This is a genomic window from Aquamicrobium sp. (genome assembly GCF_023954335.1).
Classification (GTDB): domain Bacteria; phylum Pseudomonadota; class Alphaproteobacteria; order Rhizobiales; family Rhizobiaceae; genus Aerobium.
Window position 1 is genome coordinate 282,275 of sequence record NZ_JAMLIE010000003.1, and the last position, 26,890, is coordinate 309,164.

General features: G+C 68.3%; 29 protein-coding genes and 1 riboswitch. Of the genes, 14 read left to right on the plus strand and 15 right to left on the minus strand.

Going from position 1 to position 26,890, the window contains the following annotated elements:
* Positions 1–10 precede the first annotated feature (10 nt).
* The 5 genes from M9945_RS18765 to M9945_RS18785 all read left to right on the plus strand — a co-directional run bounded on the left by M9945_RS18765 (position 11) and on the right by M9945_RS18785 (position 4,619).
* Entirely contained in the window at positions 11–682 is a 672-nt protein-coding gene (locus tag M9945_RS18765) for a TlpA disulfide reductase family protein (protein WP_367929103.1), read from the plus strand.
* Between the two features lie 141 nt (positions 683–823).
* Positions 824–1,615, plus strand: coding sequence for an ABC transporter ATP-binding protein (locus tag M9945_RS18770; protein WP_367929102.1), 792 nt, complete (start codon positions 824–826; stop codon positions 1,613–1,615).
* 1 nt (position 1,616) lies between these two features.
* Positions 1,617–2,327, plus strand: a complete 711-nt coding sequence (locus tag M9945_RS18775) for an ABC transporter ATP-binding protein (protein WP_367929101.1) — start codon at positions 1,617–1,619, stop codon at positions 2,325–2,327.
* Position 2,328: 1 nt separating this feature from the next.
* On the plus strand, positions 2,329–3,354 hold the full coding sequence (locus M9945_RS18780) for a branched-chain amino acid ABC transporter permease (RefSeq protein ID WP_367945780.1): 1,026 nt from the start codon (positions 2,329–2,331) through the stop codon (positions 3,352–3,354).
* Positions 3,351–4,619, plus strand: coding sequence for a branched-chain amino acid ABC transporter permease (locus tag M9945_RS18785; protein ID WP_367929099.1), 1,269 nt, complete (start codon positions 3,351–3,353; stop codon positions 4,617–4,619). The genes M9945_RS18780 and M9945_RS18785 overlap by 4 nt, the downstream gene beginning before the upstream one ends.
* A gap of 665 nt (positions 4,620–5,284) precedes the next feature.
* Here M9945_RS18785 and M9945_RS18790 read toward each other — a convergent pair.
* Genes M9945_RS18790 through M9945_RS18805 form a run of 4 tightly spaced genes read right to left on the minus strand, consistent with a single transcriptional unit; the run spans position 5,285 to position 8,641 of the window.
* Positions 5,285–5,701: a (deoxy)nucleoside triphosphate pyrophosphohydrolase gene (locus M9945_RS18790; RefSeq protein ID WP_367929098.1), complete on the minus strand. Its 417-nt coding sequence runs from the start codon at positions 5,699–5,701 to the stop codon at positions 5,285–5,287.
* On the minus strand, positions 5,698–6,486 hold the full coding sequence (locus M9945_RS18795) for a GNAT family N-acetyltransferase (protein ID WP_367929097.1): 789 nt from the start codon (positions 6,484–6,486) through the stop codon (positions 5,698–5,700). The genes M9945_RS18790 and M9945_RS18795 overlap by 4 nt, the downstream gene beginning before the upstream one ends.
* A 14-nt stretch (positions 6,487–6,500) precedes the next feature.
* Positions 6,501–7,742: a bifunctional glutamate N-acetyltransferase/amino-acid acetyltransferase ArgJ gene (gene argJ / locus M9945_RS18800; RefSeq protein ID WP_367929096.1), complete on the minus strand. Its 1,242-nt coding sequence runs from the start codon at positions 7,740–7,742 to the stop codon at positions 6,501–6,503.
* Positions 7,743–7,768: 26 nt separating this feature from the next.
* Positions 7,769–8,641, minus strand: a complete 873-nt coding sequence (locus M9945_RS18805) for a peptidylprolyl isomerase (RefSeq protein WP_367945781.1) — start codon at positions 8,639–8,641, stop codon at positions 7,769–7,771.
* 260 nt (positions 8,642–8,901) lie between these two features.
* Here M9945_RS18805 and secA point away from each other — a divergent pair, with 260 nt between their 5' ends.
* Entirely contained in the window at positions 8,902–11,631 is a 2,730-nt protein-coding gene (secA, locus tag M9945_RS18810; RefSeq protein ID WP_367929094.1) for a preprotein translocase subunit SecA, read from the plus strand.
* A gap of 184 nt (positions 11,632–11,815) precedes the next feature.
* Here secA and M9945_RS18815 read toward each other — a convergent pair whose 3' ends face one another.
* Both M9945_RS18815 and M9945_RS18820 read right to left on the minus strand, forming a co-directional pair.
* Entirely contained in the window at positions 11,816–12,145 is a 330-nt protein-coding gene (locus tag M9945_RS18815; protein ID WP_367945885.1) for an OmpA family protein, read from the minus strand.
* A gap of 3 nt (positions 12,146–12,148) precedes the next feature.
* Positions 12,149–12,784, minus strand: coding sequence for a DUF4892 domain-containing protein (locus M9945_RS18820; protein WP_367945782.1), 636 nt, complete (start codon positions 12,782–12,784; stop codon positions 12,149–12,151).
* 448 nt (positions 12,785–13,232) lie between these two features.
* Here M9945_RS18820 and M9945_RS18825 point away from each other — a divergent pair, with 448 nt between their 5' ends.
* Complete coding sequence (locus M9945_RS18825; protein ID WP_367929092.1) at positions 13,233–13,493, plus strand: hypothetical protein; 261 nt, start codon at positions 13,233–13,235, stop codon at positions 13,491–13,493.
* Here M9945_RS18825 and M9945_RS18830 read toward each other — a convergent pair.
* A complete protein-coding gene (locus M9945_RS18830; RefSeq protein ID WP_367929091.1) occupies positions 13,451–14,083 on the minus strand; it encodes a queuosine precursor transporter in 633 nt (210 codons plus the stop codon). The two genes, M9945_RS18825 and M9945_RS18830, sit on opposite strands and share 43 nt — an antisense overlap.
* A gap of 79 nt (positions 14,084–14,162) precedes the next feature.
* Positions 14,163–14,459: a 50S ribosomal protein L28 gene (gene rpmB, locus M9945_RS18835; protein ID WP_367929090.1), complete on the minus strand. Its 297-nt coding sequence runs from the start codon at positions 14,457–14,459 to the stop codon at positions 14,163–14,165.
* Between the two features lie 203 nt (positions 14,460–14,662).
* Between rpmB and M9945_RS18840 the strand changes: the two genes are divergently transcribed.
* The 3 genes from M9945_RS18840 to M9945_RS18850 all read left to right on the plus strand — a co-directional run bounded on the left by M9945_RS18840 (position 14,663) and on the right by M9945_RS18850 (position 17,102).
* Positions 14,663–15,427, plus strand: a complete 765-nt coding sequence (locus M9945_RS18840) for a DUF3108 domain-containing protein (protein WP_367929089.1) — start codon at positions 14,663–14,665, stop codon at positions 15,425–15,427.
* A 119-nt stretch (positions 15,428–15,546) separates the two neighbouring features.
* Positions 15,547–16,437, plus strand: a complete 891-nt coding sequence (locus M9945_RS18845; RefSeq protein WP_367945783.1) for a DMT family transporter — start codon at positions 15,547–15,549, stop codon at positions 16,435–16,437.
* Positions 16,434–17,102 (plus strand): lysoplasmalogenase family protein, encoded by a 669-nt coding sequence (locus M9945_RS18850; protein WP_367945784.1) that lies wholly within the window; start codon positions 16,434–16,436, stop codon positions 17,100–17,102. The genes M9945_RS18845 and M9945_RS18850 overlap by 4 nt, the downstream gene beginning before the upstream one ends.
* On the opposite strand, the gene gloB is transcribed toward M9945_RS18850, so the two are convergent.
* Entirely contained in the window at positions 17,099–17,866 is a 768-nt protein-coding gene (gene gloB / locus M9945_RS18855) for a hydroxyacylglutathione hydrolase (RefSeq protein WP_367945785.1), read from the minus strand. The two genes, M9945_RS18850 and gloB, sit on opposite strands and share 4 nt — an antisense overlap.
* 99 nt (positions 17,867–17,965) lie before the next feature.
* Here gloB and M9945_RS18860 point away from each other — a divergent pair, with 99 nt between their 5' ends.
* Complete coding sequence (locus M9945_RS18860; RefSeq protein WP_367945786.1) at positions 17,966–18,745, plus strand: class I SAM-dependent methyltransferase; 780 nt, start codon at positions 17,966–17,968, stop codon at positions 18,743–18,745.
* On the opposite strand, the gene metA is transcribed toward M9945_RS18860, so the two are convergent.
* Positions 18,712–19,629: a homoserine O-succinyltransferase gene (gene metA, locus M9945_RS18865; protein WP_367945787.1), complete on the minus strand. Its 918-nt coding sequence runs from the start codon at positions 19,627–19,629 to the stop codon at positions 18,712–18,714. The genes M9945_RS18860 and metA overlap by 34 nt on opposite strands.
* A 54-nt stretch (positions 19,630–19,683) precedes the next feature.
* Positions 19,684–19,762, minus strand: a riboswitch (SAM riboswitch).
* A 92-nt stretch (positions 19,763–19,854) separates the two neighbouring features.
* Between metA and hisC the strand changes: the two genes are divergently transcribed.
* Together hisC and M9945_RS18875 are read left to right on the plus strand one after the other, a co-directional pair.
* Positions 19,855–20,958, plus strand: coding sequence for a histidinol-phosphate transaminase (gene hisC, locus M9945_RS18870; RefSeq protein WP_367945788.1), 1,104 nt, complete (start codon positions 19,855–19,857; stop codon positions 20,956–20,958).
* 4 nt (positions 20,959–20,962) lie between these two features.
* Positions 20,963–21,898 (plus strand): prephenate/arogenate dehydrogenase family protein, encoded by a 936-nt coding sequence (locus M9945_RS18875; protein ID WP_367945789.1) that lies wholly within the window; start codon positions 20,963–20,965, stop codon positions 21,896–21,898.
* Positions 21,899–21,925: 27 nt separating this feature from the next.
* Here M9945_RS18875 and M9945_RS18880 read toward each other — a convergent pair whose 3' ends face one another.
* Positions 21,926–22,918: a DUF2125 domain-containing protein gene (locus tag M9945_RS18880; protein WP_367945790.1), complete on the minus strand. Its 993-nt coding sequence runs from the start codon at positions 22,916–22,918 to the stop codon at positions 21,926–21,928.
* A gap of 68 nt (positions 22,919–22,986) precedes the next feature.
* Here M9945_RS18880 and M9945_RS18885 point away from each other — a divergent pair, with 68 nt between their 5' ends.
* Positions 22,987–23,535, plus strand: a complete 549-nt coding sequence (locus M9945_RS18885; protein ID WP_367945791.1) for a gamma-glutamylcyclotransferase — start codon at positions 22,987–22,989, stop codon at positions 23,533–23,535.
* On the opposite strand, the gene M9945_RS18890 is transcribed toward M9945_RS18885, so the two are convergent.
* The 4 genes from M9945_RS18890 to ftsE all read right to left on the minus strand — a co-directional run bounded on the left by M9945_RS18890 (position 23,495) and on the right by ftsE (position 26,825).
* Entirely contained in the window at positions 23,495–24,295 is an 801-nt protein-coding gene (locus tag M9945_RS18890; RefSeq protein ID WP_367929079.1) for a lysophospholipid acyltransferase family protein, read from the minus strand. The genes M9945_RS18885 and M9945_RS18890 overlap by 41 nt on opposite strands.
* Positions 24,296–24,402: 107 nt before the next feature.
* Positions 24,403–25,098: a YdcF family protein gene (locus M9945_RS18895; protein WP_367929078.1), complete on the minus strand. Its 696-nt coding sequence runs from the start codon at positions 25,096–25,098 to the stop codon at positions 24,403–24,405.
* An 88-nt stretch (positions 25,099–25,186) separates the two neighbouring features.
* Positions 25,187–26,173: a cell division protein FtsX gene (locus M9945_RS18900; RefSeq protein ID WP_367945792.1), complete on the minus strand. Its 987-nt coding sequence runs from the start codon at positions 26,171–26,173 to the stop codon at positions 25,187–25,189.
* A complete protein-coding gene (ftsE, locus tag M9945_RS18905) occupies positions 26,166–26,825 on the minus strand; it encodes a cell division ATP-binding protein FtsE (RefSeq protein WP_367929076.1) in 660 nt (219 codons plus the stop codon). The genes M9945_RS18900 and ftsE overlap by 8 nt, the downstream gene beginning before the upstream one ends.
* Positions 26,826–26,890 lie beyond the last annotated feature (65 nt).

Below are 26,890 nucleotides of genomic sequence, written 5' to 3' on the forward strand. Positions count from 1 at the left end.
AGACTGAAAAATGGCAAATGCACGACTGAACCTGCCGACCAGATGGCTGATCGCCGCTGCAATCGTGGCCGGCGTCGTCGCCGGCGGCGCGTTCGGCCTATACGTGATGGGCGACCCATCTGGCAACAACGCGCCGCAGGTCGCAGCGTCCGGCGAGGACGACAAGGCCTGCGCAGCGAAGCAGGACATGGCGACCGTGGCCGGCGCGGCCGCGCGCGGCGAGGTCGCGGCGATGCTGGCGGCGAGCCCGCCGCAATCGCTGAAGGCGCTTTCCTTCAACGCGCCCGACGGCACGCCGATGACCATGGCCGACCTCTCCGGCAAGACGGTGCTGCTCAACCTGTGGGCGACGTGGTGCGCGCCGTGCCGCCATGAGATGCCGGCGCTGAACCAGCTCCAGATCGACGAGGGCGGCGAGGATTTCGAGGTGGTGGCGATCAACGTCGACACCGGCACCGACGAGAAGCCGAAGCGGTTCCTTCAGGAAACGCAGGTCGACGCGCTCGCCTTCTACCGCGACGCGACGATGGGCGTGTTCAACGACCTGAAGCGGCGCGGGCTGGCGCTCGGCCTGCCGGTGACGGTGCTGATCGACGGCGACGGCTGCATGCTCGCCCACATGAACGGCCCGGCCGAATGGGCGAGCGACGACGCCAAGGCGCTGATCGCCTCGGTGCGCTGATCTTTCAAGGCTCCCGCCGCCCGTTCACGACCGTTTTCCTTGTAATGCCAATCCGGCCTAGCTAATGAGCCAGTGGGAGCGGCGTTTTCCAGAACAAGGCGAAAAGCCGGAAGCGCCGGACAATCCGGGTCTCGGGGAACCATGGCGACGATCATCGACGTTCAGGACGTGACCAAGCGGTTCGGCAACGTGCTTGCCGTCGACCGCTGCTCGCTGAAGGTGGAGAAGGGCTCGATCACCGGGCTGATCGGGCCGAACGGCGCGGGCAAGACCACCATGTTCAACATGGTCGCCGGCGCGTTTGCGCCCACCTCCGGCAGGATCCTGCTCGACGGCGAGGACGTGACCGGCCTGCCCGCCCACAGGCTGTTCGAGCGCGGCCTTTTGCGCACCTTCCAGATCGCGCAGGAATTCTCCACCATGACGGCGCTGGAGAACCTGATGATGGTGCCGGCCGGCCAGTCGGGCGAGACGCTTCTCAACGCCTGGTTCCGGCGCGGCAGGGTGGCGGGCGAGGAAGCCGGTACGCGCAGCCGGGCCGAAGAGGTGCTGCAGCTGCTGCGCCTCACCCATGTCCGCAACGAGCTCGCCGGCAACCTCTCCGGCGGCCAGAAGAAGCTGCTCGAGCTCGGCCGGGTGATGATGGCGAAACCCCGGATCGTGCTGCTCGACGAGATCGCCGCCGGCGTCAACCGCACGCTGCTCAACGACCTCGCCGCCGTCGTCGAGCGGCTGAACCGCGAGGAGGGGCTGACCTTCTTCGTCATCGAGCACGACATGGACCTGATCGCGCGGCTGTGCGACCCGGTGATCGTCATGGCCGCCGGCTCCGTCATGGTCGAGGGGCCGATGTCGGAAATCAGGGCCAACCCGGAAGTGGTCGAGGCCTATTTCGGCGGCGGCATGCCCGCCCCCCGGCTGGAGGCACGCTGACATGGCCCTCCTCGAAATGACCGGCATCCACGGCGGCTACGGCGGCGCCAACATATTGAACGGCGTCAACATCTCGATCGACGCGAACGAGATTGGCGTCATCGTCGGCCCGAACGGCGCGGGGAAATCGACGACGCTGAAGGCGCTGTTCGGGCTGCTGACCGTCTCGGAAGGGACGATCCTGTTCGGCGGCGGGGACATCACCAACAAGGCCCCCGAGGCGCTGGTGCGCGACGGGCTCTCCTTCGTGCCGCAGGAGTTCAACGTCTTCCCGACGCTGTCGGTCGAGGAAAACCTCGAAATGGGCGCGTTCATCCGCCGCGACGATTTCCGTCCCCTGATCGACAAGGTCTACGGCTTCTTCCCGCCGCTGAAGGACAAGCGCCGCCAGCCGGCGGGCGAGCTTTCCGGCGGCCAGCGCCAGATGGTGGCCATGGGCCGGGCGCTGATGACCGAGCCGAAGCTGCTCCTGCTCGACGAGCCGACGGCGGGCCTGTCGCCGCGCTACATGGGCGAGATCTTCGAGCGCATCATCGAGATCAACGCCGCCGGCGTCGGCATCCTGATGGTCGAGCAGAACGCGCGCCAGGCGCTGGCGCTGGCCCATCGCGGCTTCGTGCTCGCCGGCGGCCAGAACCGCTTCACCGGCACCGGGGCCGAGCTTCTGGCCGACCCCGAGGTGGCCCGGAGTTTTCTCGGCGGGGGAGAGTGACATGGAGGCGGGTTTCCTCGCGGCGCTGCCGGCACAGGAACTGGTGTTCTTCATCAACCGCGGCCTGCTCGCGGGCCTGATCATCGGCTCGGTCTACGCGCTCGGTGCGGTCGGCGTGACGCTGATCTTCGGCATCCTGCGCTTCGCCCATTTCGCCCATGGCGACATGATGACCATCGGCGCCTTCGTCGCGCTCATTTGCGTCGCGCTGTTCTCGGGCGGCGAAAGCAATCTCGGCCTGCCGGCGGCCTTCGTGCTGATGCCGCTCGCCATGGCGGCGACGGCGTTCATCGCCATCGGCGTCGACCGCGCCTTCTACGCGCCGCTGCGCCGGGCCAAGGTCAGGCCGGTGGTCATCGTCATGTCTTCCATCGGCGTCATGCTGATGATGCAGGGGCTGGTGCGGCTCTTCGCCGGCACCGGCACATGGCAGCTCGAGGCGGGCGGGGCCAAGACCATCTACCGCCTGCCGCTGCTCGGCCGCGACATCATCCTCACCCAGCCGCAGGCGCTGCTGATCGGCTTCACGGCGGTGGCGGCCATCGCCCTCCACCTCTTCCTCACCCGCTCGCGCATGGGCAAGGCGATGCGCGCCGTCTCCGACAATCCCGACCTTGCCCGCGTCTCCGGCATCTCCATCGACAGCGTGGTACGCGCGACCTGGGTGATCGCCGGCGCGCTTGCCGCGGCCGCCGGCACGCTGCTCGCGCTCGACGTGACGCTGAAGCCGGACCTCGCCTTCAACATCGTCCTGCCGATCTTCGCCGCCGCCATCGTCGGCGGCATCGGCCAGCCCTACGGCGCGATCGCCGGCGGCATGCTGGTCGGCTTCACCGAGACCTTCGCCGTATTCAACTGGTCGGTGCTGTTGCGCCCGCTCCAGCCATTCCTGCCCGATTTCATCGACATACCGAACCGCATCGCCTTCGTGCCGACGGAGTACAAGATCGTGGTGCCGTTCTTCATCCTCATCGTCGTGCTGATCTGGCGGCCGACAGGCATCTTCAGGGGGAGGGTGGTGAAATGAGCGCCCTTCCCCGTCGCGAGATCGTGCTGTTCTCGGGCCTCGCCGTCCTCGTCGCGCTGGTTTTCGCCTGGATGGGCGCGGCCTATGGCACGCGCATGCTGGTCGAGGCCTCGTGCTACGCCATCATCGGGCTCGGTCTCACCATCCAGTGGGGCTATGCCGGGCTGTTCAATGTCGGCATCATGGGCTTCATCGCCCTCGCCGCCTTCGTCAGCCTGTTCGTCACCTATCCGGTCAACGGCGCGTTCTGGGACTCCGACATGCCTGGCCAGCTCGGCTGGGCGCTCGCCGCCGTCGCCATCGGCGCGGCCGCGGTCTACGCCGCCAGCCAGACCCACCGCCTCGGCCTGCCGAAGAAGTGGCGCACGCTGCTGACGCTGATCGTCCTCGCCATCGCCTATCTGTGGGCGCAGTCGATCTTCGACCCGGCCACGGCGCAGATCGAGCGCGGGGCCGGCTGGATCGGCGGGCTCGGCCTTCCCGTCTGGCTCGGCTGGGCGGCGGGCGGCGCGGCCGCCGGCGCGCTCGGCTGGGCCATGGGCCGCATCACGCTCGGCCTGCGCGCCGACTACATGGCCATCGCCACGCTCGGCATCTCGGAGATCGTCAAGGCGTTCCTCAAGAACGCCGACTGGCTGACGCGCGGCACGCTGACCGTCTCGCCGATACCGTGGCCGGTGCCGACGCCGCAGGAGATCGGCTTCGTCGCCTCGCGCGCGGCCTATCTGTCCGTCACCGCGCTCCTCATCCTCGCCATCTTCGTCCTCCTCCAGCGCGCCTGGCATTCGCCGTGGGGCCGGATGATGCGAGCGATCCGCGACAACGAGGTCTCCGCCGCCGCGATGGGCAAGGACGTCAACCGCCGCCGGCTGGAGATGTTCGTCCTCGGCAACGTCATCATCGGCATCGGCGGCGCGGCGCTCGTCACCTTCACCTCGATCTTCGACCCCTCGGCCTTCGTGCCGCTGAACCACACCTTCCTGATCTGGGTGATGGTGATCCTCGGCGGCGCCGGCAACAATCTCGGCACAGTGTTCGGCGTCGTGCTGGTCTACATCATCTGGACCATGTCGGAGCCGGCGGCGCTGTTCCTGTTCCAGCAGGGCGCTTATTGGAGCAACGAGCTGTTCGGCTGGCAGGCCCCGTCCGACCTCGCGACGCGGGCGCTGCAGATGCGGGTCTTCGTCATCGGCCTGACCATCACCCTCGTCCTGCGCTTTGCGCCCAACGGCCTGTTGCCGGAAAAGCCGGTGAAATACGAATAGGTCAGTAGACCCGACGCATTTGTCCTGATAAACGGGCGGCGATCCTTCGCGGTTGCCGCCTTTCATCATGATATTGCGCTGCAAAAGCCGGGCAAAGGCGCATCGGCCCGGACGGGCGCGCGGTTTTTCTACTGCGTTATTCCCGTAATCACCGCTTTTCACAGGCCGGCGCCGCTTCCAGTCCGCGCCGGACGGGCATACACTTCAAGGCAATTCAGGCCCTCATGGTTCTCGCGTGGACGGCGGGACAGCCCAGAGGGAACCCCCTGAAGCCCCCGCTCCGGGAGCGACGGCTTCGTCTGCGGCTTGGCCGCAGGCAAGGCAGATCGTCCGGATGTCCGAGGCGGGATCGCCCGAGAAGGTTTTTCGGCCCTGGGCAACCTTGGCCACGAGCCGTTGACGGCGAACCGATGCTGCCATGAAGGCCGGGCAAGCCCTTCGATGGTATGTCGCCTGCGATGCTTCGGCGCGCGACGGCATGGCCAAAGCGGATGCAGCCTCCGGGATGCCACCCGCCATGGCCGTTCCATGAAAGCGACGTTTCTGCCCGCTTCGGCGGAGCAATTGCGGAACGCCTTCATGCAACAGGGAGGCGCTGGGAGAAATCCCGGCGCCGACTGTTTTTATGGGGTGCGGTTTCCGGCCGGGCGCGGGAAGGACCGCCCCTACAGAAGATCGATCAGGAACGGGATCAGCGGCGCATCGGCTTCCGGCATCGGATAGTCGCGCAGCTTGTTGGGGCGCACCCATTTCAGCGCCTGATGCTCGCGCGGCTGGGGAAAGCCCCAGAAGCGGCGGCAGACGAACAGCGGCATCAGAAGGTTGAAGCTCTCGTAGGAATGGCTGGCGAAGGTGAGCGGGGCAAGGCACGTCACCTTGGTCTCGATGCCGAGCTCCTCGGCGAGCTCGCGCACCACCGTCTCCTCTGCCGTCTCGCCCGGCTCGATCTTGCCGCCGGGAAACTCCCACAGGCCGGCGAGCTGCTTGCCCTCGGGGCGCTGGGCGATCAGCACCCGCCCGTCCGTATCGACCAGCGCGCAGGCGGCGACGAGCAGCAGCTTTTTCGGTTCGCTCTGGCTCATGCGCTGTCGTCCTGATGCGGCGGCTGGCGGTAATGGTAGCGATAGACCTCCGCGAACCCGATCGAGCGGTAGAGGCCGATGGCGCTTTCATTGTCGGCGTCGACCTGAAGCCAGGCGGTGCGCGCGCCGCGCGCCTGCGCCCATTTCAGCGCCGAGAGCAGGACGCGCCGGCCGTAGCCGCGGCCGCGCCGGCTGGCCTCGGTCGCCACCTCGAACAGGCCGGCGAGGTCCTCGTCATGGACGCAGATCGCGGTCGACACCGGCTGGCGCCCCTCCTCCAGCACGAACAGGCCCGCCTCCGGCTGGATCGAGCTGACGATCTCGGAGAGGCCGGGGCGCAGCGCCGGGTCGAGGCTGCGAATCGAGATGGCCGCGCTGATGAAGCGCCCCATGTCCTTCAGCGGGATCTGGTGCATCGCCTCGTGCACCATCGCCGGCGACAGCGTCGCGCGCATCACCAGCGACTCGGAAAAATGCGACCAGCCCTGCGCATCGAGATGCTCCCGGATCGCCGGCGCGGCCAGCGGCGACATGCGGAAGGTCAGCGGCCGGCCATAGGCGGCGAAGCGGCGGGCGGCGCGGGCGATGCGCTCCGTCAGGTTGGCGTCGTCGAACGGGTCGAGCGGGTTGATCGAGTTGAGCCGCTTGGCCGGGTGGCCCCCGGAGAGGCGCACCGCCCACGTCCCGTCATACTGGACCGACGTCGCCGGCCAGGCGCGAAAGCCCGCGGCCTCGAAGCGGCGGACGATCGCAAGGTTCTGCGGCAGCCGGTTTCCCTTCGTCACGCGGCCATCCACGCTCAGCTCCGGTAGTCGCCGTTGATGGCGACGTATTCCTTGGTCAGATCGCAGGTCCAGACCGTCGCCTTGCCGCGGCCGAGGCCGAGATCGACGCGGATGGCGATCTCGTCGCGCTTCATGTAGGCCGACGTCGCCGCTTCCGAATAGGCCGGGTCGCGCTCGCCCTCATGGGCGACTCGGATGTCGCCGAACCAGATACCCAGGAGGTCGCGGTCGGCCGGCTCGCCGGCCTTGCCGACGGCCATGACGATGCGGCCCCAATTGGCGTCCTCGCCGGCGACGGCGGTCTTGACCAGCGGCGAGTTGGCGATGGACAGCGCGACGCGCTTGGCCGAACGGGCCGACTTCGCCCCCGTCACCGTCACCTCGACCTGCTTGCGCGCGCCCTCGCCGTCGCGCACGACCTGGAGCGCGAGGTTCTTCAGGATGCGGTTCAGCGCCCGGCGGAACGCGGAAAGGCGCGTGTCCTTCGCCTCGGTGATGCGCGGGGCGCCGCGCCGTGCCGCCGCGCCGGTGGCGAACAGGATCAGCGTGTCGCTGGTCGACGTGTCGCTGTCCACCGTCACCGCGTTGAAGGTCTTGCCCGTGCCCTTCGACAAAAGGTCCTGAAGGACAGGAGCATCGATCGGCGCGTCGGTGGCGATGAAGGACAGCATCGTCGCCATGTCGGGCGCGATCATCCCCGCCCCCTTGGCGATGCCGTTGATCGTCACCTCCGTCTCGCCGAGCAGCACCCTGGCCGTGGCGTATTTCGGGTAGGTGTCGGTGGTCATGATCGCCCTGCCGGCTTCCGCCCAGCCATCCGCCCCGGCGCCGGCCACCATGCCGTCGAGCAGATGGGCGAACTTCGTCGTGTCGAGCGGCTCGCCGATCACGCCGGTCGAGGCGAGGAACACCTCGCCCTCGCCGCAGCCGGCGGCCTTTGCCGCGGCCTTCGCGGTCAGGGCGGTCGATTCGCGGCCGCGCTTGCCGGTGAAGGCGTTGGCGTTGCCGGAATTGACGATCAGCGCCCGCGCCCTGCCGCCGGCAAGGTTCTGCCGGCAGAAATCGACCGGCGCCGACGGGCATTTCGAGCGCGTGAACACGCCGGCGACGGTGGTGCCCTCGTCGAACACCATGGCGAGCAGGTCGGTGCGGCCCTTGTACTTGATGCCGGCCTGCGCGGTGGCGATGCGCACGCCCTCGATCGCCGGCATTCTGGGCTGTTTCTTCGGCGCGAGCGGGGAGACGGTTTCCGACATGGCCAGGGGCGCTCTTTCGTGTTGGGTTATTCTTCGGCGGGGGTTTCTTCGGCCGACGGCTCCAGCGCCGCCTTCAGCGCCGGGTCGGCGATCTCGACCGCGGCGGCCTCGCGCAGCTCCGTCACCTTGGCGAAATAGGCCTCGCGCAGCAGCAGCGCCCGGAACTGCTCGGCCACCTGCTCGAATGCCGGCGGCTGCTGGACGCGCTTGTCCTCGACCTTGATGACGTGCCAGCCGAACTGGGTCTGCACCGGCTCCTTCGAATAGTCGCCGACATTGAGGGCAAAGGCCGCCTGCTCGAATTCCGGCACCATGCGCCCCTCGGTGAAATAGCCGAGGTCGCCGCCCTGCGCGGCCGCGCCGTCCTTGGACTTCTCCTTGGCGAGGGCCTCGAAATCGCCGCCGGCCTCCAGCTCCTTGATGATGGCCTCGGCTTCTTCCTTCGTCTCGACGATGATGTGGCGGGCGCGGATCTCGTTGACCGGCGGCGTCTCGGCCACCTGCTTGTCGTAGCGGGCGCGCACCGCCTCGTCCGTCACCGCGCCCGCGACCTCCTTGTCGATGAAGGCGCTGTGCAGCGCGCGCTGGCGCAGGAGCGTCATGCGGCGGGCGAACTCGTCGCCATCGGCCAACCCCACCTTCTCCGCTTCGGCCGCCAGCAGCCTGATCTCGATGATCGCCGAAAGCGCGGCGGCACGGCGCTGGTCGTCCGGCAGCTGGGCGAACTGCTCGTTGAGATCGGTCATGGCGATGGAAAGATCGGTCTCGGTGACGGGCTCGCCATTGATCGTGGCGACGACGGCATCGCCCTGCGCCAGGGCGGCGGGCGCGGCAAACGCCATCAGGGCGGCAACGGCGCCGATGCGGGCAGCCGACAGGCAGCGGAGAAAATAGTGCATGAACCGGACTCCAATAGGGGCCAGAAGGGAGGGTGACCGGCAGGCATGAAACCCTTCAAACCGGCGCAAATGTGGCGATTCCCAGCATGCCTGCGGCAGGGCAAGCAACGTTGACATCGCTTGTGGCCCCTCTTATCTGTCCTTCGGCTTGGCGTCCAGAAGCGTTTTGGCGCGCCGACTCCCGTTTCCGGCCCGGACGATTCCGCCGCACCGGGTCAGGCCGGATTTCTCTTCCGGCATCCATTCTGAAAGGGCCTTTCATGGTCAGCTTTGGCGTTCTCGCCCGCAAGATTTTCGGCTCCTCCAACGACCGCCGCGTCAAGGGCTTCCGCCCCCGGGTCGAAGCGATCAACGCGCTGGAAGCGGAATACTCCGCCCTTTCCGACGAGGCCCTGAAGGCGAAGACGGCGGAGTTCCGCGCCCGGCTCGCCGAGGGCGAGACGCTCGACGATCTGCTCATCCCCGCCTTCGCCACCGTGCGCGAGGCGTCCAAGCGCGCGCTCGGCATGCGCCCGTTCGACGTCCAGCTTATCGGCGGCATGGTGCTGCACGGCGGCGGCATCGCCGAGATGCGCACCGGCGAGGGCAAGACGCTGGTCGCGACCCTGCCCGTCTACCTCAACGCGCTGTCGGGCAAGGGCGTCCACGTCGTCACCGTCAACGACTATCTCGCCAGGCGCGACGCCGAGTGGATGGCGCGCATCTACGGCTTCCTCGGGCTGACCACCGGCATCATCGTCCACGGCCTGTCCGACGAGGAGCGCAAGGACGCCTACGCCTGCGACATCACCTACGCCACCAACAACGAGCTCGGCTTCGACTACCTGCGCGACAACATGAAATACGACCGCGCGCAGATGGTGCAGCGCGGCCACAACTATGCCATCGTCGACGAGGTCGACTCGATCCTGATCGACGAGGCGCGCACGCCGCTGATCATCTCCGGCCCGCTCGAGGACCGCTCGGACCTCTACAACACCATCGACGCCTTCATCCCTGGCCTCGAGCCGGCCGACTACGAGGTCGACGAGAAGCAGCGCACCGCCACCTTCACCGAGGAAGGCACCGAGAAGATGGAGAACAGGCTGCGCGATGCGGGCCTGCTCAAGGGCGAGTCGCTCTACGACATCGAGAACGTCGCCATCGTCCACCACGTCAACAACGCGCTGAAGGCCCACCGCCTGTTCCAGCGCGACAAGGACTACATCGTGCGCAACGGCGAGGTCGTCATCATCGACGAGTTCACCGGCCGCATGATGCCCGGCCGCCGCTTCTCGGAAGGGCTGCACCAGGCGCTGGAAGCCAAGGAGAAGGTGCAGATCCACCCGGAGAACCAGACGCTGGCCTCCATCACCTTCCAGAACTATTTCCGCATGTACGGCAAGCTGGCCGGCATGACCGGCACGGCGCTGACCGAGGCCGAGGAGTTCGGCAACATCTACGGGCTCGAGGTGACGGAAATCCCGACCAACCTGCCCGTCCAGCGCCTCGACGAGGACGACGAGGTCTACCGGACCGTCGAGGAGAAGTTCAAGGCCATCGTCAAGGAAATCCGCGAGGCGCACGCCAAGGGCCAGCCGACGCTGGTCGGCACCACCTCGATCGAGAAGTCGGAATATCTGGCCGAGCGGCTGCGCGCCGAGGGCTTTTCCGATTTCCAGGTGCTGAACGCGCGCCACCATGAGCAGGAGGCCGCCATCGTCGCGCAGGCCGGCCGCCCCGGCGCCATCACCATCGCCACCAACATGGCCGGCCGCGGCACCGACATCCAGCTCGGCGGCAACGCCGACATGCGCATCAGCCAGGAGCTGGGCGACATGCCGGAAGGGCCCGAGCGCGCGGCGAAGGAACAGGCGATCCGCGACGACATCCAGAAGCTGAAGGCCCAGGCGCTCGCCGCCGGCGGCCTCTACGTTCTGGCGACCGAGCGCCACGAATCGCGGCGCATCGACAACCAGCTCCGCGGCCGCTCCGGCCGCCAGGGCGACCCCGGCCGCTCGAAATTCTTCCTGTCGCTTCAGGACGACCTGATGCGCATCTTCGGCTCCGAGCGCATGGATTCGATGCTCCAGAAGCTGGGCCTCAAGGAAGACGAGGCCATCATCCACCCCTGGATCAACAAGGCGCTGGAAAAGGCGCAGAAGAAGGTCGAGGCGCGCAACTTCGACATCCGCAAGAACCTGCTCAAATATGACGACGTCATGAACGACCAGCGCAAGGTCGTGTTCGAGCAGCGCATCGAGCTGATGGACGGCGAGAGCCTCGGCGACACCGTCGCCGAGATGCGCCGCGACGTGATCGAGGACCTCGTCACCAAGCACATTCCCGAGACCGCCTATGCCGAGCAGTGGGACACGGCCGGGCTGAAGGAAGGCGTGCAGGCCTATCTCAACCTCGACCTTCCGGTCGACGAATGGGCCAAGGAAGAAGGCATCGACGAGGAGCAGATCCGCGAGCGCATCATGGAGGCGGCCGAGGCCGCGGCCCGGGACCGTGCCGAGCGCTTCGGCCCCGACATCATGGCCTATGTCGAGAAGTCCATCGTCCTCCAGACGCTCGATCATTTGTGGCGCGAGCATCTGGTCAATCTCGACCATCTGCGCTCGGTCGTCGGTTTCCGCGGCTATGCCCAGCGCGACCCGCTCAACGAGTACAAGAGCGAGGCGTTCGAGCTGTTCCAAGCGATGCTCGGCAATCTGCGCCAGGTCGTCACCGCGCAGTTGATGCGCGTCGAGCTGGTGCGCGAGGCGGCCGACGCCCCGCCGCCGCAGGCGCCGGTCGGGGTGCGCGGCGAGCATATCGACGCCACCACCGGCGAGAACGATTTCGGCGAGAACGGGACGACGCTCGCCGTCGCCGAGGCCCGCGTCGTGCCGCCGGAGGAGCGCGATCCCGCCAACCCCTCGACCTGGGGCAAGGTCGGCCGCAACGAGGCCTGCCCCTGCGGCTCGGGCAAGAAGTTCAAGCACTGCCACGGCGCCTTCGCCTGAACGGCTGACGGTCCGGAACGCGAAAGGGCGGCGAAGCGAAAGCCTCGCTGCCCTTTTTCATTGTCGGGCGGCAGGCCGCATCGGCGCCCCGTCGTACGAAAGTCTCCGGTTTTTCCCCGGCTATCGCCGAGCTGTCCGAGGTTTCATCCGGTTTGCGCCGACCGCCTCACTATTTCGCGCGGCTTCATGGCGCGACGTAGCGTTCTACAATTTCGACACGGCGGTTCTGCGCGCGCCCTTCCTCGGTGCGGTTGCTCGCCACCGGAGAAACCATGCCGGCGCCGGCCGGTGTCAGGCGCGAGGCCGCAATCCCGTAGTCCCTCACCAGCGCATCGACGACTGCCTGGGCACGCCGTTGGGAAAGCGTAAGGTTGTAGTCGAAGGCCCCTTGACCGTCCGTGTGGCCGACGATCAGGACCTGAAGCGCACCGGCGCCTGCCAGAAGCTGGCCAAGCTGATCGATTTGCTCGCGAGACTCAGCCTGGATCGTGGCACTGTCAAAATCGAAGAATATCCCTTAGATGGCGATCTTGCCGTCCCGCGCCAGCGCCTGTTCCATCTCGCCGGCCTCGACCACGATCATGCGCTTTTCCATCCCCCGCAACTCGACCACGTCAAGTTTGAGGAAAGTGCGGTTCTGGGGCTCGAAGCTGGTGACATAGAGCGAGACATAGACATCGCCCTCGGGCCGCGCGAGGCGCGCCGCAAGATAACGCTGCTGGTCGCCGTAAATCAGCCCGTTGTAGCGTGCGCCAGGGTTCATGACGTTGTTGAAGAGATAGCCGCAATCCGCGCGCGAACATGAAAACAGCACGTCGAAACCGGCGGCAGCGAGCACGCTCTCATAATTGCGGAAGACTTCGAGCGGCGAGCGATCGGGGGGCGCACGGTAGAACAGGTGCGTGACCTTGCCTTCGATCTGGATCGGGTTCTCGGAAACGGCCGCCGTCGACCCGGTTGCGCTGCGGACCGTGGCTCCGGCGACGAGCTCGTATTCATCGAAGGCCGAGACCGCATAACCGCGGATTTCCGACCCCTCATATCGTGGGATGAGCGGATGGTCGGCAGCGCCGTCTACATCCTGGGCCACAACCGGGCCGGAGAAACCGGCCGCCAACACGAGTCCTGCCAGTAGAGTGCGCAGATTGAGCATGAACCAACTCCCAGGGATGACTGCACCGACATTAAGGGAAAGCGGAGTGGAGAAAAGCGAATTCTTGATGCGGCGGAACGGCGTTCCACCGGCCCGGTCGGGGCGCGGCGGGCATATCGCCTGAGCGGCTGACCGCGGCACGATTGGCCAAGGCAAGGGCGGCGACGCGAAAGCCTCGCCGCCCTTCGCTTGTCGACGAGCCGGGCCCGCGCGCCTTACTGCCGTTGAAGGTGCCCGCCCGATCCGGTATTATAGGCGCGGCTCTCCGAAGGAGGGCCGGGGCGTGAGAACCCCTCCAAGCAGCGGCTCCCACAGTGCAGCCGTCATCCGCACTCCTCGACCCTCGGTCGGGGAGGCCGTAGCGCATGTCCAAGGCGTAAGCCCAAAGGCTGCGGCGCGTTTCCTGCTTGGAGCGTTCTCAACTCCCCGATCTCGAAAGGGGGCTCCCTTGGACTATGAGCAGATCGCCAGCAACCTCGATGGCCTCGCGCGCGACATGCGCGACATGGGCGACATGGGCGATGCGCGGGAGGATGCCGGAATCCTGATTGCCGCAGCCGGGGTGCTGCGCAGGCTGCGCGGACGGGTGGCATCCATCGCCTCTCCGGCGCCGGACAGGCCAGTACACGAGGCGGGAGAGGTTTCGGAGCCGTCCGGCCCCGACGATCAGGCGCGCGCCGGCTTCAGCACCGAGATCAGCGCCCCGTAGGGGACGAGCGCCACAAGTGCCATCGCGATCTTGACGCAGAAATCGCCGAGCGCCAGCGACACCCACAGCGGGACCTCGCCGCCGAGCACGAACGGGACGGCAAAGCCGAGCGAGCCGTCCTCCAGCCCGAAGCCGGTGTCGAGGGCCGCGAACCGCGCGGCGAAGGCCAGCGAGAAGAACAGCACCGTGTCGATCACCGAGCCGATCACCGAGGAGATGAGCGGCGCCTGCCACCACGCGTTGCGGCGCAGCCGCTCGAAGACGGCGACGTCGATCAACTGCGCGACGAGGAAGGCGGCGCCGGAGGCGATGGCGATGCGCGGGGTTGCCAGCCAGATCGACAGGACGACCGCGACCGCGAAGCCGGCATAGACGACCTTGCGCGCGGCGGCCGCGCCGTGGTTGCGGTTGGCGAGGTCTGTGACGAGGAAGGCGAACGGATAGGTGAACGCGCCCCAGGTCAGGATGTCCTGAAGCCCGAAATGGCCGAACGGATACTGGACGAGGACGTTGGAGGCGGCGACCGTCACGGCCATTGCCGCCACGAAGGGCCATACGGGGACGTGCCGCGATGCGGGCAGAGACGTCATTTTTTTATCCTGGGTAATGGAACCAGCCGGCGGGCTGTGCGGCCCGCCGAAGCAATGAGAAGCGGTCGGAAGCGGCTGCTTACGCGGCCTGCTCTTCGGCCAGCTTCTTGGTGATCTGCTTCTTGAGCAGGCGCGCGCGCTGCGACAGCTCCGAGGCGTCGGCCTTGACCAGGAAGGCGTCGAGGCCACCGCGATGCTCGACCGAGCGCAGCGCATGGGCGGTGATGCGCAGGCGCACGTTCTGGCCGAGCGCTTCCGACTGCAGCGTCACGTCGCACAGGTTCGGCAGGAAGCGACGCTTCGTCTTGTTGTTGGCGTGGCTGACGTTGTTTCCGGTCAGGACGGCCTTGCCGGTCAGTTCGCAAGCGCGGGACATGATACACCTTCAGTTTCGTTGCCGGGCCATGCCGGACTGCCGCACCATCAGCGAACGGCGCGCAGGCAGTGTTCAGGCGGCCTCTGGAAAAGTCGCCGTTCCATAGTGGCATTTGACTGCCGGGTCAAGCGCCAGCTTGCAGCCGAAGCGTCCCGGAGCGGAGCCCTCACAGATTTGCCGGAATTTCACGGCAATGGGAAGCCATGAAGCACCTCGCCGCCGCTTTCGCGCTTGCCGCCCTCGCCCTCATCGCCCCGGCCACCACCGCCGGGGCCGAAACCCGCGCCTTCCGCGCCGACTATTCGGTGACGCTGCTCGGCCTGCCCGTCGCCTCGGCGCGCTTCGACAGCAGCTTCGAGGGCGACAGGTTCCGCATCCGCGGCTCGGTGTCGAGCTCGGGCGTCGGGCGCCTGTTCGACGACACCAAGGGCACCACCAGCGTCGAGGGCACCATCCGCCAGGGCACGGTGCTGCCTTCCGCCTTCGACGCCGACTACGTTTCCGGCCGCAAGAAGGGCAGGACCGCCATCCGCTTCGCCGGCGACGCCGTCGAGACCGTCGTCAACGAGCCGGACAAGAAGCGCAACCCGAAATCGTGGGTCGCGGTGTCGGAAGGGCATCTGAAGGCGGTGCTCGACCCGCTCTCGTCGGCCATCGTGCCGGCGGCGCGGCCGGAGGAGGTCTGCACCCGCACCATCCGCTTCTTCGACGGCGAGCTGCGCGCCGACCTCAAGCTGTCGCCGGCCGGCAGCCCCAACGGCCGGACCGTGACCTGCAACGCCAGCTTCGTGCCGGTTGCGGGCTATCGCAAGGGGCGCAAGCAGATCGACTACCTCAAGAATCGCGGCCGCATCGCCGTCACCTTCGCGCCGCTCGACGGCACCGGCCTCTACACGCCGGTCGACGCCTCCGTCAGCACGCAGGCCGGCCCGCTGCGCATCGTCGCCACCCGCATCGAGCCGCGCTGAGGGCGATCCGCGCCGGGCTTCGCCCCGGCAATCGCGTCCTCAACCGCCCTGGCCTCTTGCAGGCCGCGCCGCGCGCGGCTAACCCTTGCCCTGCCTGCGGGGACGAGGGAGACATGCCAATGGCGCGCGCCACGCTGATCGGGTTTTCGGCCGTCGCCATGTGGGCGCTGCTGGCGCTGCTGACGGCCGCGTCGGGCGCCGTCCCGCCCTTCCTGCTTTCGGCCCTGACCTTCACCATCGGTACCGGTGTCGGGCTCGTCATGCGCGTCGTGGCGCCGCCGGCCGCGCACCCGCCGATTCCCCCGCTTGTCTGGCTGGTCGGCATCGCCGGCCTGTTCGGCTACCACTTCTTCTACTTCACCGCCCTGCGCAACGCCCCGGCGGTGGAGGCGAGCCTGATCGCCTATCTGTGGCCGCTGCTGATCGTCGTCGGCTCGGCGCTGCTGCCGGGCGAGCGGCTGCGCTGGCACCATGTCGCCGGCGCGCTTCTCGGCCTCAGCGGCGCGTTCCTGATCGTCTCGCGCGGCGGTCAGCTCGCCTTCGACAGTTCGTACGCCTTCGGCTACGCCATGGCGGGCCTGTGCGCGCTGACATGGTCGGCCTATTCGCTCGCCTCGCGGCGCTTCCCCACTGTCCCGACCAGCGTCGTGACGTGGTTCTGCGCCGCGACGGCGGCGCTTTCACTCCTGTGCCACCTCGCGCTGGAAGAAACGGTGTGGCCTGAAGGTATCGGCCAGTGGCTTGCGGTTCTCGGTCTCGGCCTGATGCCGGTGGGCGCGGCGTTCTACACCTGGGACTATGGCGTCAAGCACGGCAACATCCAGGTCCTCGGCGCGGCGAGCTATGCCGCGCCGCTCCTGTCGACGCTGGTGCTGATCGTCGCCGGCATGGCCGAGCCCACCTCGCGCATCCTCGCCGCCTGCGTGCTGATCACCGCCGGCGCGGTGCTGGCGGCGAAGTCGATGCTGTTTTCCGGGAAAGCCAGGACCAAAGAAAAGGCCGCGCCATGATGCCCTTCGCAGGCGGGCTGGACTCGCTGCCCAACGGCACGCTGCTTCTGTCGGTCGCCGCCGCGCTGCTCTACCTCCCCGTCCAGGGCCGCGCGCCGTCGCTGCGCCGCAGCGTCGTCAAGACCACCGCGACGGCGCTGCTGGCGGTTCTCGCCTTCATCGAGGGCGGGCCGTTTCTGCTGGTCGCGGCGCTGGCGCTGAGCGCGGCCGGCGACTTCTTCCTCGCGCGCGACGGCGAGACGGCGTTCCTCGCCGGCCTCGCCAGCTTCCTCGCCGCCCATCTCGCCTATGTGCCGCTGTTCCTTTCGGTCGGCGGCGGCATGGAGATCCTGACATGGCAGCTATGGCGGCTCGGCCTCGTCCTCCTCGCCGCAATCGGCGCGGCGCTGCTGATGCGCCGCCTGCTTGCCGCGGTCGCGCCGCAGATGCGGGTTCCGGTCGCCGTCTATGCCGCCGCGATCCTCGCCATGCTGCTGGCGGCGGCGACGGTCCCCTCGCCCGTCATCCTGATCGGGGCGATCCTGTTCGTCCTGTCGGATTCGCTGCTCGCCATCGGCCGCTTCCTCACGCCGCCGGATTCGCCGCGCCAGCGGCCGATCGGCGCGGCGGTGTGGGTCCTCTACTATCTGGCGCAGGCGGCGATCGCGCTCGGCTTTCTGCTTTAAAAGCTGTCCTTGCGCCGGCGCAGCTCGGCGAAGACGGCGGCGTCCGTCCCGCTCTCCATGCCGAGCTGGCGGCGGATGCCCGGATCGGCCGCGCGCAGGAACGGATTGGTGGCCAGCTCCTCGGCGATCGTCGTCGGCAGCGTCGGCCTGTCCTGCGCCCGCAGCGCCTCGATCTCCCTGGCCCGCGCCTGCAGCGCCGCGTTATCAGGGTCGACGGACAGGGCGAAGCGCGCATTGGACAGCGTGTATTCGTGCCCGCAATAGACCTTCGTCGCGCCCGGCAGCGCCGCGAGCTTCGCCAGCGAAGCGAACATCACCTCCGGCCCCGCCTCGAACAGACGCCCGCACCCCAGCGCGAACAGCGTGTCGGCGGTGAAGGCGACGCCCGCGTCGGGCAGGTGGTAGGAGACGTGGCCGGCCGTATGGCCGGGCGTGTCGATCACCCGCACCGTCTGCGCGCCGAACGTCAGCGTGTCGCCGCCGGCGACCTCCTCGTCGATGCCGGGTATCTTCCCGGCCTCCGCCTTCGGGCCGACGATCCGCAACCCGAAGCGTTCCTTCAGCGCCAGATTGGCCTCGACATGGTCGGCGTGGTGATGCGTGACCAGAAGAAGCGACGGCGTCCAGCCGGTGCGCGCGATGGCGGCAAGGATCGGCGCTTCCTCCGGCGCGTCGACCAGCGCGACGGTGCCGGTCGCGGTGTCGCGCATCAGGATGCCGAAATTGTCGCTGCGGCAGGTGAACTGCTCGATCTCGACCGTCATGCTGCATCTCCCGGTTTCCCGGCAGGATAAGGCGTGGCGCCGCTCTTGTCACGGAAGCGCTTGCTTGCGGCCGGGGGCTCGTGCCGGTACGCTCGCGCCATGCTGTCGGATATCGTCGATCTGCGCACCTTCTATGCCTCGACCCTCGGCCGCCTGGCCGAGCGCTCGATCACGGTCTCGCTCTCGGCGCTGTGGCAGGCTCAAGCTGGCGAGCGGCTGGTCGGGCTGGGCTATGCCCTGCCTTGGCTGGAGCGGTTCGGCACCGACGCCGAGCGCGTCTTCTCCTTCATGCCGGCGCGGCAGGGCGCGGTGAACTGGCCGGCGGGCGGGCCTTCGGCGACGGCGCTGGTGTTCGACGAGGAACTGCCGCTGTTCGACTCGTCCATCGACCGCGTGCTGCTGATCCACGCGCTCGAGCATGCGGAGAACCCGCGCGAGACGCTGATGGAGATCTGGCGGGTGCTGGCCCCCGGCGGGCGCCTCGTCGTGGTCGTGCCGAACCGGCGCGGCGTCTGGGCGCGCTTCGAGCATACGCCGTTCGGCACCGGCCGGCCGTTCTCGCGCGGGCAGATCGACGCGCTGCTGCGCGAGACCAACTTCACGCCCTGCGCCTGGGGCGATGCGCTGCATTTCCCGCCGTCGCGGCGGCGCTTCATGATGCGTCTGCACGGCCTGCTGGAGCGCGGCGGCCGGCGCTTGTGGCCACTCTTCGCCGGCGCCATCGTCGTCGAGGCGCAGAAGCGCCTCTACCAGGGCGTGCCGGTCGCGGTGCGCGCCTCGCGCCGCGTCTTCGTGCCGCTGCTGACCCCGCAAGGAGCGGCGAGAGCCCTGCCCGCCCGCCCGGATCAGCCCGCCTTGCCGACGTCGGCGAGATCGTAGGGCGTCGTCTGGTAGACCTGGTTGATCCAGTTGCCGAACAGGAGATGCGCGTGCGAGCGCCAGCGGTTCAGCGGCTGGCGCGAGGGGTCGTCGTCCGGGAAATAGCCATGCGGCACCTCGATCGGCGTGCCGGAGGCGACGTCGCGGTCGTACTCCTCCTTGAGCGACAGGGAATCGTACTCGATGTGGTTGAACATGTAGAGCCGGTTGCCCGTCGGCTCGGCGAGGAGGCAGGGGCCGGTCACGTCCGATTCCATCAGCACGTCGAGAGCGGCCGGCACGTCGCCGCGCCTGATCTCGGTCCAGCGCGAGACCGGCACGATGAAATCGTCCGAGAAGCCCGACAGATAGGGCGAGGCCGGCGCGTTGTTGCGGTGGCGGTAGACGCCGAACGCCTTCGTCTCCAGCGTGTATTTCGGCACCCGGTGGAAATGCCACGCCGCCGCCATCGCCCCCCAGCAGATGAAGAACCCCGAATGGACATGGGTCGCCGTCCAGTCGAGGATGCGCGTCAGCTCCTCCCAGTAGGTGACGTCCTCGAAGGGCAGCGTCTCGATCGGCGCGCCGGTGACGATGAAGCCGTCGAACTTGCGGCCCTTCACCTCTTCCCACGTCTGGTAGAACGAGATCAGGTGGTCCTCGGAAGTGTTGCGCGCCTTGTGGTTGCCGATGCGCACCAGCGTCAGCTCGACCTGGAGCGGCGTCGCCCCGATCAGCCGCGCGATCTGCGTCTCGGTCCGCACCTTGTTCGGCATCAGGTTGAGAAGGCCGATCTGCAGCGGGCGGATGTCCTGCCTGAGCGCGGTGCGCTCGTCCATCACGCTGACGCCCTCGCGCACGAGAATCTCGCGGGCTGGAAGCTGATCCGGGATCTTGATCGGCATCTCTCGAACTCCAAAACAAAAGACCGGCGGCGAGATCGCGGCCGGTCCATACGGACTTCGATGTCAGCGGCCACTTTAGCAACTTGTTTTACGTGGCTGCAAGCCGACCGGCCAAATCACCACGGGTACGCGCCGTATTTAGGCGCCTGCGCCCTTTGCGTCAACGCCAATCCTTGCTAGAGGCAGGCGGCCTTCACTGAATGCCCCATGGCAGGACCATACGAGATGAGCACCGAGCTTCGCCCTCAGCCGCGCCCCGGCGTCATGGACATCGCCGCCTACGTGCCGGGCAAGAGCCATGCGCCGGCCGGCGTCGCCAAGGTCCACAAGCTGTCATCGAACGAGAACCCGCTCGGCCCCTCGCCCAAAGCCGTAGCGGCGGCGAAGGCGGCGGCCGAGAAGCTCGCGCTCTATCCGGACGGGCCGGCGACGCGCCTGCGCAACGCCATCGCCTCGGTCCACGGGCTGAACCCCGCCAACATCATGGCCTTCAACGGCTCGGACGAGGCCATCGCGCTGATCGCCCGCACCTATGTCGGCGCCGGCGACGAGGGCATCTATTGCGAGCACGGCTTCCTCGCCTACCCGATCTACATCAGGGCGACCGGCGCGACGCCGGTGATCGCCAGGGAGACGGCGGAGCGCGCCGATGTCGACGCCATCCTCGCCGCGGTCAACGAGAAGACGCGCATCGTCTTCCTCGCCAACCCCAACAACCCGACCGGCACCTACCTGCCGTTCGAGGAGGTGCGCCGCCTCCATGCCGGCCTGCCGGGCAACGTCATCCTCGTCATCGACGCGGCCTATGCCGAGTTCGTGCGCCGCAACGACTACGAGGCCGGCGTCGAGCTGGTCGCCGGGGCCGACAACGTCGTCATGACCCGCACCTTCTCCAAGGTCTACGGACTGGGCGGCGCGCGCATCGGCTGGATCTACGCCCCCGCGCACATGATCGAGGCGCTGGAGCGTGTGCGCGACCCGTTCAACGTCAATTCCGTCGCCATCGAGGCCGGCATCGCCGCCATGCTCGACCGCGAGCATGTCGAGCGCTCGGTCTCCCACAACGAGGAATGGCTGCGCTGGACCGCGGGGGCGCTGGAGAAGCTCGGCCTCAGGGTGACGCCGAGCGTCGCCAACTTCATCCTGATCCATTTTCCGGAGGGCGGCCGCCATTCCGCCGCGGTCGCCGACGACTGGCTCGCCGCCCGCGGCTATCTCTTGCGCCGCGTCGCCGCCTACGGCTTTCCAGACGCGCTGCGCATGACGATCGGCACCGAGGAGGCCAATCGCGGCGTGGTCGACGCCCTTTCCGAGTTCCTGAAGGCCTGATGCGATGTCCGAGAAACTGTTCGACCGGATCGCCCTGATCGGCATCGGCCTGATCGGGTCGTCGCTCGCCCGCGTCATCCACCGCGAAGGGCTGGCCGGGGAGATCGTCGTCTCCACCCGCAGCCGCGAGACGCTGGCCCGCGCCGAGGCACTTCATCTCGGCGACCGCTACGAAGAAAGCGCGGCCGAGGCGGCGCGCGGCGCCGACCTCGTCATCGTCTCGGTGCCGGTCGGCGCCTCCGAGGCCGTGGCGAAGGAGATCGCCCCGGCGCTGAAGCCGGGCGCCATCGTCACCGATGTCGGCTCGACCAAGGCGTCGGTGATCGCGCAGATGCAGCCGCACATGCCGCCGCACGTGCATTTCATTCCCGGCCACCCGCTCGCCGGCACGGAAAAATCCGGCCCCGACGCCGGCTTCGCCGAGCTGTTCACCAACCGCTGGTGCATCCTGACCCCGCCGGACGGCACCGACCCGGCGGCGATCGACAAGCTCGCCGCCTTCTGGCGCGCCTGCGGCTCCAACATCGACACGATGGACCCGCAGCACCACGACATGGTGCTGGCCATGGTCTCGCACCTGCCGCACATCATCGCCTACAACATCGTCGGCACCGCCGACGATCTCCAGACCGTGACCAAGTCCGAGGTCATCAAATATTCGGCCTCGGGTTTTCGCGACTTCACCCGCCTCGCCGCCTCCGACCCGACCATGTGGCGCGACGTGTGCCTGCACAACAAGGACGCGATCCTGGAGATGCTGGCGCGGTTTTCGGAAGACCTGTCGGCCTTGCAGCGCGCGATCCGCTGGGGCGACGGCGACAAGCTGTTCGACCTGTTCAGCCGCACCCGCGCCGTGCGCCGCTCGATCATCGAGGCCGGCCAGGAAACCGACGCCCCCGACTTCGGCCGCATCGCCGCCGTGCAGGGCGAGAAGCACTGAGGGACGGCGCAGGCTGTCACGCCGCCTTCACAGCGGCGGGATCGTTCCGAGCGGGATGAAGCCGAGGCGCGCCTCGCCCTTGACGACGCGCAGCGGCATGCCGGGATTGCCGCCCATGGCGGCGATGGAGGAAAGCGAAAGCTCGATCTCCTGGCGCGCCTGCGGGGCGAGGTCGCCGAGGATCTTCGCCAGCGCCATCGGCTCGCGCACGATGATCTGGAGTTCGGCGTCGAGAAGCCCGGCCTCGTCGACCGAGACCGGCCCGGACACGGTGACGCCCGCGCCGCCCTCGGCGGAGAGGGTGAGGCTGCGGATCGTCCCCGACCGGCCGCGCAGATCGCCTTCGAGCCCGCCCGGCAGCGCGCCGCCCGCCAGCGACGCATCGAGCAGCCCCGCGAGCGGCGGCAGCGCGACGCCCCGGGTCAGCGCGGCGTCGGGCTTCAAATCGCCGAAGCGCACAGCGAGGTCGAGATCCTCGCCCGCCGGGCGCAGATGCGCCTCGACGCTTTTCGCCTGCGCGAGCAGCGTCATCTCCTCGCCCTGCTCGTCGAGGCTGACCCTGACATCCTGCCCCTCGACGGAAAGGCGCTCGGGGAGCGGCTCTGCGAGCCGGACGCTGGCGCGAAGGCCGGCCCAGTCGAGGACCAGCGCGTTCAGCCCCGGCGCCTCCAGCCGCGCCGGCCCGTCGAGCTCGCCGACGACGCGCCACGGCTGGTAGACCTGCGCCGCCGAGCGCAGCGCCCGCGCCTGGAAGGAGACGCCCTCGCGCGCGTCCTCGTAGAGCACCGAGCGGCAGAACAGGCCGATGCGGAACGGATAGCCCCGCGCCTGCGGCTCCTCGCAGTTGGCCCGCCTGCCATTGCCGTTGAGGCCGGCGACGGCGCTCCTGACCTGGTCCTCGAGCACGCGCGCGGCGTAGAACCATCCGCCCGTATAGGCGCCGATGGCGACGACGATCGCCAGCGCGAACCAGAAGAAGCGCCGGCCGTATTTCGTCCGCGATTGCCTGCTTGACGTCATGGTGCCGGCCTCGCTACCCCTTCTGGCGCCGGAAGCGGCTCCGGCGCAAACGAATCTGGTTCGGCGATATGGGCGATTTTTGGGTGTTTGGCTATGGCTCGCTGATGTGGCGACCGGGTTTCGACTATGTCGAGGCCCAGCGGGCGCGTCTTTCAGGCTATCGCCGGACGCTGTGCATCCGCTCCCACGTCTATCGCGGCACGCCCGAGCGGCCCGGCCTCGTGCTCGGCCTCGAACATGGCGGCTCCTGCCTCGGCATGGCCTTCCGCGTCGAGGGCGGCCGCGCCGAGGAGGTGATGGCCTATCTGCGCGCGCGCGAGATGACGACCAATGTCTACCACGAGAAGCGCCTGCCGGTGCGGCTCGACACCGGCGTCACCGTCAGGGCGATCTCCTATGTCGCCGACCGGAAGCACCAGCAATATGTCGGCGGCATCGGACCGGACGAAATGGCGCAGACCATCGCCGGTGCGACCGGAGAGGCCGGCGCCAACGAGGACTACGTGCTGAACACCATCGCCCATCTGCGCGAGCTCGGCATCCGCGACCGCTGGCTGGAGGGCATCGCCGCCCGGCTCAGCGCGCCTTCGCCGGCAGCTCCACGCCCAGCGCCCTGAGCCGCTCGCGCGCCGTCGGCGGCATCGGCGGCGGGTTGTCGCTCCGCGCCGCCTCGATCAGCAGCGCGTCGGTCGCCGCCTCGGTCTCGGCGATCAGCCGCGCCATGAACGCTTCCTTTTCCAGCCCCGGCTCGATGGCGGGAAGGAAGCGGGCGTGGATGACGCCCGGATAGCGCATGAACTTGCGCCGCGGCCAGTAGAGGCCGGCGACATGGGCGACCGGAACCACCGGCACGCCGAGCGTGGCGTAGATCTCGGCGATGCCCCATTTGTAGGCCGGCTCGGCACCGACCGGCCGGCGCGTGCCTTCGGGGTAGATGATGAGCTGGCGGTTCTCGGCCATCCGCACCTTCGCCACCTCCAGCGCCTGCTTCAGCGCCTTCGAGCGGCTGCCGCGGTTGATCGGGATCATCCGCATCTTGCCGACATACCAGCCGAACAGCGGAATCCACATCAGCTCGCGCTTCAGGATGTAGACCGGGTCCGAAAGGTAGGGGAAGAAGGCGATCGTGTCCCAGAACGACTGGTGCTTGGGCGCGAGGATGAACGGCCCTGCGGGAAGGTTCTCCTCTCCCTCGATGTGGACTTCTGTCCCGACCAGCCATTGCTGCAGCTTCATGCTGGACGAGGACCAGAACCGCGGCACGAACCACGCATGGCGGCGCGGCGCGAGGAAATAGAACGGCGTCCAGACGATCATCTGGACGATCAGGCTGAGATAGAAGGCGGCGTTGAACGCCAGCGAGCGGAGAGCGAGCATGGAGCGAACCGGACAATATCGTGCCCGCTCGTTACACCAGCCCCGGCCAAAGGGAAACAGGGATGCGGTCGACGCATCCGCGCTCGCGCGGGGTTAATCCCGCCGCCTCACCCGGCCGTGCCGGCGTGCTGCGCCTCGTCCTGCCCGGCAGCGCGCGGCGACAGGCCCGGTACGACGCCGCGCGCCAGCGCGCCGAGATATTTGGCGTACTCGGTGAACAGGACGCGCAGCGCCTCGCGGTTCGCCACCCATTCGCCGCCGTCGAGCCTTGTGTTGACCACCGGATAGGGCTGCAGCTCGGTGTCGCCGATCAGCCGCTTCAATTCGAGCAGGCTGCGCGGCATGTGGTAGTTGTTGGTGACGACGATGACGCGGTCATAGGCGTGGCTCGTCACCCATTTGGCGCTCTCCTCGGCATTGCCGATCGTGTCGAGCGCGGCATGGTCGATGTCGACGCAGCAGCTGAACAGGCCCGCATCGCCCCCGGTGGCGCGCTGGAGGTCGGAAAGGCCGGCTGCCGGATGCACCCCGCTGATCAGCAGGCGCCTGCCCTTGCCGGATTTCAGCAGGTCGACCGCCGCGTCGAGGCGCTTCTCGCCCCCGGTCAGCACGATGATGGCGTCGGCGTCCGGCTGCTCGGCCGGCGTGGTCAGGCGCGCGACATGGCTGGCGAAGGCGGCGAAGCCGCCGAGGAAGGCCAGCGCCCCGCCGAACAGGATCGCGAACACGATGCCGGCCGCGCGCCGGCCGCGCGGACGCGCCCTGCCTTCAGCGTTTTCCCGTGTCGATTCCGGCCCCTTCATGGTGGCAATCGTTAACCGCGAAATACGGCGAAGAATAGCCTTGTTTGCCGGGCGCGTGCAGGTGGCGCCGCGCCGCACCCCGCCGCTCTCAGCCCTCGCGGCGGGTGGCGTCGATGTCGCCGAGATAGGACACGACCGTCAGGTGCGAGGTGGCGGCCGTCAGCACCCCGACGACGAGCACGATCAGCACCACGCCGGCATAGCCCGACGCGCCGATGGCGAAGTTGCCGAACAGCGCGGTCGCCTGGTCGGCCTGCGGCGTCGCCATGTTGAGCGACGACCACCACGAGAAGCCGAGGAAGACCGCCGCAGCGGCCAGCCCGCCGGCCGCCGCCCCCTTCATGCCGATCAGCAGGAAGTGGTGGCGGAACTCGCGGGCGATGAAGCGCGCCTCCGCGCCGACGAAATGCAGCACCTCGATGATGTGGCCGTTGCCGGCCATGGCCCCGCGCGTGGCGAAGACGATGGCGAGCACGGTCGCCGCCAGCATCAGCGCCAGCACTGAGACGCCGATGGTGACGGTGGTGTTGGCCATGGCCACCAGCCTGTCCACCCATGTGCGGTGGTCGTCGAGGACGGCCTGCGGCACGGCCTCGGCCAGCGCCGCCCTGAGCGCGATGAAATCGGGCGGGCCGGCCGGGTCGATGGCGACGATGACGAGGCGCGGCACCGGCAGTTCGTCGAGGTCGAACCCCGCGCCGAGCCATGGCTCGAGGAGCCGCTGGGTGGCGCCGCGATCGACGATGGTGGCCGAGCGCACCCCGGCGAAGCCGACGGCGACCCGCTGGGCATCGGCAAGCGCCGCCTCCATGTCGAGCCCGTCCTCCGGCTTGATCTGGATCGTCGCCTCGCGGGCGATCTGCGTCTGCCACGCCGAGGCGGTGTCGCGCACCAGCGTCACCGCGCCGAGCGTCAGGCACGACAGGAAGGTCATGATGGCGATGACGAGGATCAGCGCGCTGCCGGCGACGTTCTGCGACGGCACGATGGAGGTCATCTCTCGCTGCGGCCGGCCGCCGCGCAAGGCCGGAAGCGCCCGGGCGACCGCCTCGATGAGCTGGCGCGGCTCAGTCATGGATTTCGAGCCTCCCGCCCTCGAGGACCATGCGCCGCGCGTCGACCTGCTCCATCAGGTTGAGATCGTGGGTGGCGATCACCACCGCCGTGCCGAGGCGGTTCAGCTCGATGAACAGGCGCAGCAGCCGGCGCGCCAGCGGCGGGTCGACATTGCCGGTCGGCTCGTCGGCGAGCAGGATGCGCGGCTGCTCGATCAGCGCGCGGGCGATGGCTGCGCGCTGCTTCTCGCCGCCCGACAGCACCGGCGGCAGGACGTGCATGCGCTCGCCGAGCCCGACCCATTTCAGGAGCTCGACCACGTCGGCGCGGTAGGACGCCTCCTCGCGCCCGCGCACACGCAGCGGCAGCGCCACATTCTCGTAGGTCGTCATGTGGTCGAGCAGGCGGAAATCCTGGAAAACGACGCCGATCCGCCGGCGCATGTGCGGCAGGTCGCGCGGCGTGATGCGCGAGCGGTCCTTGCCGAAGACGGTGATCAGCCCGCGCGTCGGCTTCAGCGACAGGAAGAGCAGCCGCAACAGCGTGGTCTTGCCGGCGCCCGAGGGACCGCTCAGGAACTGGAACGAGCGCTCCGGCAGATGAAACGAGATGTCGCGGAGGATTTCCGGTCCCATCCCGTATCTCAAGCCGACATTCTCGAAGCGAATCACTGGAATTCCTCTGGGTCCGCGGCAGGCGTGCAGGTGGCGCCGCGCCGGTTCGCGGCAATGCCCAG